The 13,312-nt window shown below is 29.8% G+C and carries 7 protein-coding genes; 3 read left to right on the top strand and 4 right to left on the bottom strand.

All coding sequences use genetic code 11. The annotated features are described in order from the left end of the window. Positions 1-9: 9 nt before the first annotated feature. A complete protein-coding gene (locus tag ACOQN8_RS01570; protein ID WP_272149924.1) occupies positions 10-453 on the bottom strand; it encodes a hypothetical protein in 444 nt (147 codons plus the stop codon). A gap of 166 nt (positions 454-619) precedes the next feature. On the opposite strand from ACOQN8_RS01570, the gene ACOQN8_RS01565 reads away from it, so the two are divergent. From ACOQN8_RS01565 to ACOQN8_RS01555, 3 genes are read left to right on the top strand one after another with little or no spacing between them, the layout of a single operon-like run. Next, positions 620-1,930: a DUF2268 domain-containing putative Zn-dependent protease gene (locus ACOQN8_RS01565; protein WP_420551333.1), complete on the top strand. Its 1,311-nt coding sequence runs from the start codon at positions 620-622 to the stop codon at positions 1,928-1,930. A 52-nt stretch (positions 1,931-1,982) separates the two neighbouring features. Further along, positions 1,983-3,020 (top strand): sensor histidine kinase, encoded by a 1,038-nt coding sequence (locus ACOQN8_RS01560; RefSeq protein WP_420551332.1) that lies wholly within the window; start codon positions 1,983-1,985, stop codon positions 3,018-3,020. Beyond that, on the top strand, positions 3,017-3,748 hold the full coding sequence (locus ACOQN8_RS01555; RefSeq protein WP_420551331.1) for a LytR/AlgR family response regulator transcription factor: 732 nt from the start codon (positions 3,017-3,019) through the stop codon (positions 3,746-3,748). The genes ACOQN8_RS01560 and ACOQN8_RS01555 overlap by 4 nt, the downstream gene beginning before the upstream one ends. Before the next feature lie 6 nt (positions 3,749-3,754). Here the strand turns inward: ACOQN8_RS01555 and ACOQN8_RS01550 are convergent, their stop codons facing one another. From ACOQN8_RS01550 to ACOQN8_RS01540, 3 genes are all read right to left on the bottom strand, one after another. Next, positions 3,755-10,111: an alpha-2-macroglobulin family protein gene (locus ACOQN8_RS01550; RefSeq protein ID WP_420551330.1), complete on the bottom strand. Its 6,357-nt coding sequence runs from the start codon at positions 10,109-10,111 to the stop codon at positions 3,755-3,757. 183 nt (positions 10,112-10,294) lie between these two features. Further along, positions 10,295-12,349, bottom strand: a complete 2,055-nt coding sequence (locus ACOQN8_RS01545; RefSeq protein WP_420551329.1) for an OmpA family protein — start codon at positions 12,347-12,349, stop codon at positions 10,295-10,297. A 9-nt stretch (positions 12,350-12,358) separates the two neighbouring features. Beyond that, positions 12,359-13,312, bottom strand: a complete 954-nt coding sequence (locus ACOQN8_RS01540) for a PorP/SprF family type IX secretion system membrane protein (protein ID WP_420551328.1) — start codon at positions 13,310-13,312, stop codon at positions 12,359-12,361.

Here is a 13,312-nt window from a genome sequence, read left to right as displayed (position 1 = left end):
GATTGGTTGTTAGAATCGGTAACGAACACCTAAACCAAAATCAGATTGGAATCCGTCGTAAAAACCACTAAACCCAATTTCAGGTCTGTAATCTAAAGAGATTGCTAATGGAATATCAAAATTATATTCTATACCAACTACACCAGCAGCAAAAATAGCAGTACTACTATTTGCAGAAGCTATTCCTCCTCCAGCACCAGCAAACCATTGGAAGTTTTGTTCTAATGCCCATACCCATTGGTATAATCCAGTAGCCTTAAAAGCATCTCCTTTTCTAATACCTAAATCAATTTCTAATCTGTTGCTATCGCTTAATTTTCTTTGATAAGAGATTTCTCCTCCAAAACCATTATTATCTCCAAAACGTACCCCAATAGCATTTTCAGAAATGTCTTGTGCTTGCATTGTAAATGCAGCTAAAAATAACCCGATAGTTAAAAGTATTTTTTTCATTTTTTTTCTGATTTAATGTTATGCGAATATAATAATTAACGGTTTACTGAAGATAATAGTATTGCCATAATTCCGTTAAACTAGTTTATTTTACCGTTGGTCATAATTCTGTTTCTAACCTTTTAGAATCAAGTTAGTTTTGAGTAAAAATTCAAAATATACTATTATGATCAAAACGTTAAAAATATTAATAATTGCAGTGCTTTTTTCAAGTTGTACATCCATTAAAGAGCATCCAAATACAATTATAAGTACAGATGTAACTAATTTTTGGGAGGCTTATGATAAAATTAAAAAAACAAAAGATTCTACTCAACAAATTAATTATTTAAAAGAACTGTTTTTAGATAAAGGTACCGCTGGATTAAAAGCTATTATGGAAGCGAGAAGATATACGGCTGATTCTTATATGAAAGCAATACATAAGTATCCTAAATTTTGGGAAACAATTCGACCTAATACTTTAAAAATAAACGGATATAAAGAAGCGATACATAATGGAATTGAACGATTTAAGAGTTTATATCCAGAAGCAAGACCTGCTACAATATATTTTACTATTGGAGCACTTAAAACAGGAGGAACTACTATGGATGATAAAGTACTTATCGGTTCTGAGGTTGCCTTGGGTGATTTATCTGTAAACGCTTCTGAATTAAAAAGGGACTTTCCTAATTTGCTAAATCACTTTAAATTAAATGTTCCTGATGAAAGTATTGTGTTTGGCAACGTACATGAATATGTGCATACACAACAGGATACTACTATAGCCAATTCGTTATTGTCTAAAACATTAATTGAAGGAGTAGGGGAGTTTGTTGCAGAGAAGTCATTAAACATAGCATCGCCAAACGAAAGTATAATTTATGGTAAGCAACACGATAAAAAGATAAAGGATGCCTTTGTAAAGGAAATGTTTACCAAATTTGAAATCAGATGGTTTTGGTCTAATACTAACAATCAGTTTAAAGTAGGAGATTTAGGTTATTATGTGGGGTATGCTATTTGTAAAAGTTATTATGAGAAAGCTAAAGATAAGAAGCTAGCGATAAAAGAAATGATTGAGTTGGATTATTTAGATGAAGATGAGGTTTATAAATTTATAGATGCATCTAAGTATTTTGAAAAGCCAATAGCTGTATATAAAAAAGAGTTTGAGCGTTACAGACCTCGTGTTATTGGTATTAGCGAATTTGAAAACAATTCAGCAAAAGTTGATACTGCTATTAAAACAATGACACTTGAGTTTTCTAAAGCAATGGATACTACTATGGTAAATTTACGATTAGGACCTTTAGGTGAAAAGAATTTATTAGAGATAACTGATATTATAGGATGGTCTAAAGACAAAAAGAAAATTACTTATAAAATAGCTTTGCAACCTAATTTAAGGCAGCAATTATTAATAACAGATATTTTTCGCTCTAAAGATGGTTATTTATTGGCTCCTTATTTAGTTGATATTACCACAAAATAAATACATTTACTTTTTTGAATAACTTCTAACAATAGCTATAAGAAATTTAAAGATGAATTATTTTTTCTCAAAAAAAGCAATACCTAATTACAGCGTGTGGGCAATTACATTAATGTCTTCATATGTGATGAAAATTAGTGATTTAGGGAAAAGTAGAGAGCTAATCTATTATCTGGTTTCAGAATGTATGCTTTGGTTTTTCTTAGGTGTGCTATTAACAGGAGTTATTCAAATTGGTTTAGAAACATTTACTAAAAACAAAAAAGTTACTGTTAAAGCCTTGTATTTAGTTTTGTTAATGCTAATTGCTTCTGTTATTTTTAATTATGTTTTTTGGCCTTTGATAGATTTGTTACATGAATATTTTCTGAATAAATCAAGTTACCATGGTAAGTTTGCAACTCGTATTTTTAATTGGCTTAATTGGATTATATGGTTTGTGTCTTTTACCGCATTTAATCTGTATACTGAGGTAAAAGAAGCTAAGATGAAAAACCTAGTTTTGCAAGCAACTTTAAAAGAATCGCAGTTAAATACTTTAAAAGGACAAATTAATCCTCATTTTATGTTTAATAGTTTAAATAATATTCGAGGATTAATGTTGGAAGATGTAGGGAAAGCAAGACAAATGTTAACGTCATTATCAGAAACGTTACGCTACGCACTTACTCAAAATTCAATTACAACCATTGCGTTGGAAGACGAATTGGAAATGGTAGAAAAGTATATTGATATTTCTAAAATTCAATTTGAAAATAGATTGCATTATGAGACTGTAATAGATAATTCATCTCTTAGTGTACAAATACCTCCAATGCTCGTTCAAATGCTAATAGAGAATGCTATTAAGCATGGGATTTCTAAATTAAAAGAAGGAGGAAGAATTTTATTATCAACTAAGGTAGATTCTGAGAAACTATTCATCAGTGTTATAAATTCAGGAGTTTTAAAAAAAGATAATAAAACTACTCAGGTAGGGGTAGAGAATATAAAAAAACGATTAGAGTTATTGTATGAGTCTAAGGCTGTTTTTAGTTTAGAGGAAAGAGAAAAAGAAGTTGTTGCTATTATAGAAATACCATTATCATGAAACAATTAAAAGCGGTTATAGTAGAAGATTCTCGTTTGGCTAGAAATGAGTTAAAAGAGTTATTAAAAGAGCATAAGGAAATAGTATTGGAAGGAGAAGCTGAAAATGTAGATGAAGGCTTTGAATTGATTACAAAAAAGAATCCTGATTTATTGTTTTTGGATATTAATATGCCAGAGAAAGACGGGTTTGATCTTTTGGAAATGTTAGATGAAGTTCCTACAACTATTTTTACAACAGCTTTTGATGAATATGCTATCAAATCATTCGAATACAATGCTTTTGATTATTTATTAAAACCAATTAATCCGAAGCGTTTTGCTAAAACTATAGAGAAAGTTGTAGAAGAGTATAGTAAAGATGATAGAAAAGAAGAAAAAATAGCAAATAAGTTAAGTCCAGAAAAACAAATTTTTATAAAAGAGGGAGAGCGTTGTTGGTTGGTGAAAATAAAAGATATAACTCTATTTGAAATTGTAGGAAACTATACTAGAGTGTTTTTTGAAGACAATAAGCCACTCATATATAAGTCGCTTGCACAAATAGAAGAAAAGTTACCAGAGGTATTGTTTTTTAGAGCTAACAGACAACAAATAATAAACATTAATCATGTAAAAAAAGTAGTGGTATGGTTTAATGGGAAATTAAAAATAGAAATGCAATCTGGAGAAGAAATAGAAATCTCCAGAAGGCAATCCTATATATTTAAAGAGCGTTTAAGCTTTTAAATAATTTTATTTAACTGTTATACGTGTTCCTTTACTGTGGCTACTAAATTCAGGAGCATACATACTTTGAATTGTAGTAATTCCATTACTAAAGTTACCAGCATTATTTACTCTTACATCGTATTCGAAAACATATACTCCTTTTGGTAAGTAATCGAAAAAGAAGTTTGTAGCAGCGTCTTTAGTACTTTGGTAATACCCTAAACCGTCTTGCCACTTGTATTCTGATAATACATTTACTGGCTCAACACCACTAGCACGCATATCTTTCATATGAATAAATTCCATATTTCTATCAGAGCGTAATACAATTCTTGTGGTAATTAAATCACCAACTTTTAATGAAGTTTTATCGGTTATTTCTATAAGTTTTTTACCAGTATCTGAGTTTACTTTTTTAAATAATTTCTTTTCTAATTGTAAAGGTGTTTTTGCTGAAGTAATTTTATCTAAATCTTCAAAATATTGCCAGTATAAACCTCCCCAAGCAATACCTTTTCCTTTTTTAGAAATGGTTACTTCACTCATTTTTTTAGTAATTTCAGAAGTATTCCAAGAAGTTTTAAAATAACCTGTTCCTGCTTCTACTTTTACTGCTGGCATTTTACTTGGTTCAATTTTAAGATCACCTAAAGTAACATCAACAGCATCGGTTACTGATATCCAATCGCTACCTTGTAATAGCAATGCATACACTGCTTCTGAAGTTGCTTTGGTAGTTTTCCATTGGCTTATTTGCTTATTTTTCAACAACCATATTTTTAAATTATCAATTGTTTTGGTGTCGTTTTCTATTTCAGAAAATGCTTCAATTAGTAAAGATTGTGTTTCAATAGGTGCTTGATACCAAAACCAACTTGGTTTGTTAGCCTTCCAGTACATTCCTAATTCATTAGAAGTAATACTATTTTCTTTTAATGATTTTAGAATTTTGTTTGCAATTGTTTTAGTTCCTGTTCTGTGCTGAATTAATGCAACTAATCCCTTACCGTACAAGTTTTGTTGATCCCAATATTTAGCTGTTTGATTTGTGTAATAATCGATAGCTTTTTTTGTTTCGTTACCAATTGTAATATCATTATAAAAACTACGCATGTATAAATACTGTAAAACAAAATAGTTTACATGGTTTTTAGCTAAGTATTCTTTATACTTTTTCTCTCCATTTCTCTCTTTTACACGTTGTGCTTCTTTTAATAATTCTTGATATTGATTTTCTATCTCAAGGTCTAAAAATTGTACTGTTTTATTAATTATAGCAGTAGTTTTTGAATCAAATTGGCTAATACCAAGATGCTTTAAATGTCCAAATCCACTTGCAATATAATTGGTGATATAACGACTAGGGTAGTGTCCTCCTTTAAACCAAGGAAAACCACCATTGCTCATTTGCATGTTTTGAAGTTTGTTAACTGCTTTTCGTTGTTCGTTTTTCATTTTGTTTAAATCAAACAACAATGCAATTCTTTTCTTCTGTTCAGTTTCTGATTGCGCATCTCGTAACCATGGTGTTTCTTGAATAATTAAGGATTTTAATTCTTGATTTTTTTCAAGATGTGAAAGCAATGCTTCACTTGTTTTCCATTGATTAAATACTTCTTGAATTCTAGGGTTAGAATTTGCAATATGACTTGCTAGAGTATTGGCATAGTAACGCGCAAATGTTTGCTCAGAACATTCGTATGGATATTCCATTAAATACGGTAATGCTTGTACTGCATACCATGCTGGATTTGAAGTAACCTCTAAAGTTAGTTTATGGTTTTTTAACGTTGTTGAGGTATGATTTTTAAGTTTATTTAATGTAAATGTTTTTGTTTGATTTGAACGAACCCACATTGGTAAGGTTTCTGTTACTAACATTCTGTTAGATAATACTGGCAAAGCATTTTGCTCACCGTCAGAAAAATCACCTGCTTTAGCTATTACTTTGTATTGAACTGCTTGTACTGTAATTGGAATAGTTAAATTCCAAGATATATTAGTATTTCCATCCTTATCTACAGTAAATGATTGATTTTTTGTTGAATTATCTAACAAGTTAATTTCTTTTCCTGTAATGGCATCGCTTAGTATAAGCTGTGCTAAACCTTGTAAGTTTTTATCTGATAAGTTTGAAATTTTTGCACTTAAGGTAATTTTATCCCCTTCTCTTAAAAAACGTGGTGCATTTGGAACTACCATCAACTCTTTTTGAGTAACCGTTGTTAAGGTTTTTGTAGCTGAATGTAAGTTTTTGGTATGTGCCAATAATTGTAATTTCCATTTAGTTAAAGCTTCAGGGACTGTAAAATTAAATGAAACATTTCCTTTTGCATCAGTTGTTAAGTGTGGATAGAAAAAAGCTGTTTCTTGTAGGTTTTTACGGATCTGTATTCCTTTTGAAAAGTCTTTTTCGTTATTATTATCTACCTTTTGAAATTCATCTTGAGAAATATTAGATATCCAACCACTTATCCCTTTTTCTAATGCCAAATTTTCACTTTTCATCATTGCAGGAGCAGGAGCTTGCCCTCTTATTGTCAATTTATTTCTTTTAGAAGTTCCATAGGCTGTTACTACTACTTCCTCTAAAAGATCACCGTTTTCCATTACTACGAACAAGTGTTTGAAGTCCCCAACTGTTTTTTCTACAGTTTTCATTCCAACGAACTTAAATTCTAAAACATCTCCTTTATTTACTTTTAGGCTAAAGTTTCCTTCAAAATCTGTTTCAGTTCCATAGTTAGTACCTTTAATAATAACAGTAACGCCAGGTAATGGACCGCTTTCGTCTTCTACAACTCCTGTAAGAGTTCCATCAAAATTAGTACGTTGAATAGATAAATTACTTAAGTATTGCCTGTTAACCCAACTTCTATTGGTAAAACTAAACCCAAACCAATTTAAACGATCATAACTTTGTTGTGGGAAGCCATAGTTGCTTCTTCTATCTGAATAATTATGTATGTTAAATTGAGTATTTCCAAAACTTTGATTGGCCGTAGCTGTGTTATACGCATGATAAATTGGTTTTTCAATTGGATTGAATAGCCATTGGTGTGCTTTAAACTGATCTAAAGAAGCATCGTACATACTCGCCAATAATTCAGCAGCTAACTTATCTTTTTGTGTTCCTTTTATGGTAAACTTCCAAGTTTCGTTGGTACCTGGTTGTAGTTTATCTCTAAACGTATTTGTGATAATTTCTAAATCTGTACTTGGATATGGAACAGATATGCTTATTGCTTCTTGTTCAAATGCATTGTAATTGGTGAAATAATAAGTAATACCAAACCCGCCAATATCCTCTTTAGTTACAGGGATCTTTATAGTTTTACTATTCTTATCTAGTTTTATGTAATAAGAACTAGTAATTTGGTGTTTCTTTTCTACAAAAAACATTACCGTAATGTCTTCCGAATTAGAACTAATAGTTAGTATAGCAGTATCACCAGCTTTGTAGTTTTCTTTGTCAGTTGTTACTTGTACTAATTTGTTATCAGAAGGAAGTTTATCTTTTAAAGAATATACCGAAAAGAAATGCTTATCAGTTACTTTTTGATCAAATTTATCTTTGGTATTTAACTCAACTACATAGTTTCCAGAAGTCCATTTTTTAATATTTTTTAACTGGATTTCTTTCTCTTTTGCTGTATTGAACTTTGTTTCAAAAACCAATTTTCCTTTTTTCCATTGGTATACATTATCTTCGTTTTGATATGCCTCATGAGGAAACTTATTTATAAACTCTTTTTTAGGTATTATTTGAAAATCTGGTGCTTTCCATGGGCGTTTTCTTAACGGATAATTTGGTGCTTGTAGTTTGTATATTTTAATTGTTCCATTAGCCGCTACAAATTCGTCGTTTAGATTTTTTGTGTCAATTTTAAAAGAATTATTCTTAATCGATTTATCTATTGAACTCTCCATGTCAATAGCAGCAATTAAGCTATGATAACCAACCTTAACAGAGGAAGTAGCACTTCTCGTTTCTCCGTTAATATCTGTTACATCCGCGGTAACTTCATAGGTAAAAATAGGAAGATTATCTTTAGAAACACTTTCGTCTGCCAAAGCTTTGAACTTGATTGTAAAGTTTCCTGAATCATCTGTAGTACTTTCTCCGAAAGTTATTTCTTGTGGCTCTGAAACAAAACTTGGTTTGTACCAATACCACCATCTAGGATATTGTACTTTTCTATGAACTCTATAAACAACTTTAGCATCGGTTATGTTGGCACCAGAATACGCTTTTGCAAATCCTTTTATTGTAACACTATCGTTTATTTTGTACGATTGCGTAATTGGATTAAAGTCCGTTTCAAATTTTGGACGCTTATATTCTTCTACAGCTATTCTTGTTGAATTTTTTCTGCCTCCAACTTCTACTTCAATAGTAAAGCTTCCTGTAAGTCCTGTATTTGGTATTGTTAAAGTACTTGAGAAAGAACCAAAATCATTGGTTTTCAATTCTAAAGTTTTTATGATTTGATAATTAACATCATAAAAATTAATGGTCGAATTTTTATTAGTAACAACTTCCGATTTGTTTTTAAAAACCTTCATTGATATTCCTTTAAAATGAAGGATTTGTCCAGGACGGTATATGCTTCTATCAGTAAATAAAAAGGTTTGAATGTGTGATTTATAATTGTCGCTATTTTTGAAACGTTTGTTTAAATAAAACGGCTTAAAAACTGCTGTATCATTTTGATGACTTACGGTAGCTGTTACATTATAGTAATAGCTACTTGGATTGTAAGTAAATTCTCCATTATGATCAGTAGTGAAATATTTGGCTATTTTTTTCTCATAACGGTTAGGGTTATTAGAGAATTTAACTCTAGCATTTTCTATTGGTTTTCCTGTATTCCTATCAACTACTTGGTAAGTTTTTCTTCCGTCATTATTTCTAGCTATTAGCGCTAAATTTGTTACTTGAACATCAGTTGTACCTATAATTGCTTCTTCTAAGTTTTTAGAAGTTGAAGCGACTATTAAATAGTTTCCTAATCCTAGTTTAGGAATTATTACCTCACTTGTATGTTGTTGATAATCGTTTTCATTTTTTAATTTCGAAGACCAAGAATTTACTTTTTTTAAGGTGTTGATTAATTCAATTTTTTCTTTTTTCTGATAACTCTTTTCTAATTTTTCTAATTCTGATTTACTTATTTCGTAAGCACTGAAATAAATTTGATTTAAATTTTTATAGCTTACTAATGTTTTAGAAAATTGGTTTGAAGGAATATTTTTTTCAGTAGTTAATTGAATTGTTTTTTCTAGTATTTTATTCTTTAAAGTACCGCATTTTAATGCTCCTTTACTTTTAGGGAATTGTTTTATAATTTCATTACATATAGCAAGCGCTTCTTTATTTTTAAATCGATATTCGATGTTTTTTTCTGGTTTGTACAAATTACCAAGTTCATTATAAGATTTTGCTAATTCATAAGCGTATAAACCAGAAAGCTCATTGCCTTTTAAGTTATTTTGCGATGCGATTAAAGTTGCTATAAGTATTTGCTGTTTGTTACTAAAAACGGCATGTTGGTTTACAAAGGCTAAACGATGTAAATCAACGTCAACTAAAGCTCTCTTGCTGTTTTTTGTATGAAATTTGATTAAATCTTGATAGATTTTTAATGCATTAAATTGAAGTGATAATGAATCTTTACTTTCTAGTTTAAGTGAACTGAAAGTACCAGCATCGCTAAGATACTTTTTATTGTTTAGTTTAAATTGATACGCTGGCTTGGTAATATTTGTTTCTGTTGTTTTATAAAACTCTAATGCATTGTGTGCTAAAAAATCATAAAGCGATGGTCTATATCTCTTAGAGCCTTTTACAATATTTAAAATATCAGAAAATGTATAAATATCAATTTGTTGTAATTGTTTTTTGTTTTCTAATGATTTTTGGAACGTTAAATGTATTTCTTTGAACAAAGTATTTAAATCCCATGTTCTAAAATCATTAGTGTCAACTTTTTCTTTTGTTTGTGTTCTATTGTAAAACTTCCACCTATTTTGATTGAAATATTGCCAGTAGAGATTGGCTAAGATGTTTTCTAAAAAATTGCTAGTTGGAAACTCACTTTGATTAATGTGTTTTTTGAATTGATTGATGACTTTTAGTTGCGAATTTTCCTCTAATGTTAGAGAAAATTTACTCTTGTACAATAAGGTTTTAACTAGTTGAGGAGTATTCTTTTCTTTTTCGGCCTTTACATAGATTTTCTCTACAACTTTTAAAGCTGATTTAGGTAAGTTTTCTAATTCAAACTTGTGAACTTCTTCCCACATTTTTTTGTAGTTTTTTTGAGCGTTTACAATGGTTGAAAATAAAATCACTAATATAATTGAGGTTAGTTTTTTCATAACTATATTCATTTAATTATTCAAAGCACTTAAATGTTTATGAACAATGCAATAAGCAATGTGTTAACACCAATTTTAAGTGAGTGAACATAACTATTCAAAGAGTTTCGATTTAAAGATACTTAAAGTATTTCTATTGGTATAAACAAAAAGCAAGCCATTTAGCTTGCTTTTTATATTTATCTATAATATTTGTTTAATTACAAATTCACATCGTCTGTTAAGTTCGTGTTGTTCTTCAGAGCAATCTTCTTCTGTTTTACACTTTATAATTGGTTTTGTTTCACCATAACCAACAGCGGTAATTCTATCAGGTTCAATATCATTTTTCATAAAATACATTCTTACTGCTGTAGCTCTTTTTTGAGATAACTCTAAGTTGTATTTGTTATTACCTCTAATGTCTGAATGTGTTCCTACTTCCATAACCATGTCAGGATATTTTTTCATAAGCATGATAACCTTATCTATTGCTTTTTTAGTATCACGTCTTAAATACCAAAGATTATAGTCAAAATTAATGTCATCTGTTCTCACAACTAATTGTCCATTTTTAGGAACAATATCTTTTTCTTTAGCTATAATTTCTTTTATCTTTTTTTGTTTTTCTATTTCTAGCTGTAAGTCTTGCTTTCTTTTTAATTCCTTTTCTTTAGCATTTTGTAAAGCAATAGCTTCTCTTTTTTCTTTTTCTAGTTGCAAAATAGACTTCAAGCTCATTGAGGCATCGTTGTTCTTTTTTCGTTCCTTGTTTAAACTTAGTGTTCTTTGTTCAGTTCTATAGCCTTCTTTAATTGCTTTTACAATGTATGTTGTTTCACAGGCAACAGTAAAAAAGAATTTACCTTCATTGTCGGTATTAATTTCAGTGACTTTATTGGTTGTCTTATTACTTAGGATAATTGTGGTATTAGGTAAAATTTCTTCAGTATCAATATCAGTAATTATTCCTGAAATGTATTGTTTACAATCTTCAATAACTAAAGGTTTTTCTTCTATAATTTTATAAATATCATCACTCCCTTTTCCTTCAAGCCTGTTTGATGCAAAGAAACCTTCTTTTGTATCTGAATTGATATTAAAAGAAAAGTCGTCATATCCTGAATTTATAGGAAGCCCAACATTATCTGGTTTAGAGTATTTATTATCGGTTATTGCACTAACAAAAACATCTAATGAACCAAAACCTGGATGCCCGTTTGAAGAGAAGTATAATTTATCATCTTTACTAACAAAAGGAAATTGTTCTTTCTTTTCTGTGTTTATTGTAGTACCTAAATTTTTAGGAACTCCATAAGTGTTATTGTTGTGTATTGTTACCGAATAGATATCAAACGAACCAAATCCATTTGGCATGTCTGAAGCAAAATAAAGTGTTTTTTCATCACTACTTAATGCTGGATGCTCTGTAGAATACTCATTACTGTTAAAAGGCAAAGGAGTTATGTTTTTCCATTTTCCTTTAATGAGTTCTGCTTTGTAAATTTGAACGTGAGTAACTTTTTTATTGTCCTTTTTTCGTTTTCCTTTTACTAAGTTATTTCGGGTGAAATATGCTGTTTTTCCATCTTTGGTAAAGATGATATTTGATTCGTGAACTTTTGTGTTAATTGAAGAAGAGAAGCTTTTAATATTTTCTTCTTCAATTTGATTATCAGAAACCTCATAAATATCCAAATAATTGTTTCCGGTCCAACCAAAACGTTTGTGATAACCTTCTTCTTTTTTAGGCGCTGCAAAAATTATTGAATTTCCTTTTTGAATAGCACCAAACTCTGAGTTTTCTGTATTGATATTTAGGTTTTCAATTTTATAACGATTACCTATTGCAGCTATATTTTCTAGATACATTATTGATTTTTCTAAATCGGATAATTGCTCATCTTTATAATGAGAGCGTAGTAAATTATTTGCTCTATTATATTCTCCCTGTGCTTTAAGGGCATTTGCATACCTGAAAAAATAAGGTTCTTTTATAATTTTACGATAATCTCTAAAAAGTAGTTTATAATACTTTGAAGCCTTGTTCATATTATTTAGAAAATAATAAGCATCTGCTAAGTTTCTTATAACTTTATAACTTTTGTTTTCTGAAATTGCTTTTTCATACAAAGGAATGGCTTGGCTATAAAAAGTTCTATTAAAATATTTATGAGCTCTTTTTAAATCTCTATTAATTTGAGCATTACTCAAACTAACGATGAATATGGTAATTAGTATGGTTATTATTTTTTTCATATCGACTTTTTAAAAGAATCTAGGAGATTTATCGTAGCCATTTTTTAACCCTAATGTATCAAGGTCATAAAGCACAAATACTTCATGGGTTCCTGAATTGAAGTTACTTAGGTTGGTAGTTGTATAATCGTAGGCATATCCGATTTTTAAACTACTACTTGCTCTTATATTAAACATAGCACTTAAAGAATCGTCAAATCGATATGATAAACCACCTTCTAATCTGTTGTTAAAAAGAACATTAATAGAAGCATCAACAACAAGAGGCGAACCTTTTACTGCCTTTACCAATGTTGAAGGTTTTAATTTAACTACGTCACTTAATCTAAATACGTATCCTGCATTTAAGAATAAGTGGATTTCTTCTCCTCCGATACTTCTTAAACCGTTTTTTTCTGTAACGTGCTTCGAGTTTAAAAGGTTAGGAACTGAAAGTCCCACATAATATTTGTCGGTAAAGTAAAATGCTCCAACTCCAAAATTAGGAGATGTTTTATTTTGATTATCAAAAGCAGTATCGTTAGTTAATATTCCATTAAGAGGATCGTCGTCTGGGAACCTAAAATCAGCAAAATTTGTTCTAAAATTAGTAAATCCAGCTTTTAATCCTAAGGAAAGTTTATGACCTTCATTTAGTGATAAAATATAAGCAAAATCGGCATAAACATTATTTTCTCTTAATACTCCATCACCAATATTATCTGTTATTAAAGATAATCCTACTTCAAATTTTTCTGTAATAGGAGTGTGTGCAAAAAAAGTATATGTTTTAGGTGCTCCAACAGCATTTGTCCATTGAGTTCTGTGCATAAATCCAAAGTTAATTACTCCCAGTTCATTAGTTGTATAAGCAGGATTTATAACACTTTGATTGTACATGTAATTTGTATACTGTGGGTCTTGTTGAGAAAAAACGTTACTCAACGTACTGATAAATACAATTATTAAAAAGATCTTTTTCAT

It is taken from the genome of Tenacibaculum aiptasiae, assembly GCF_965221665.1.
GTDB lineage: Bacteria > Bacteroidota > Bacteroidia > Flavobacteriales > Flavobacteriaceae > Polaribacter > Polaribacter aiptasiae.
The sequence above is the reverse complement of the archived record's forward strand: the minus strand, read 5'-3'. Positions and strand labels throughout refer to the sequence as shown.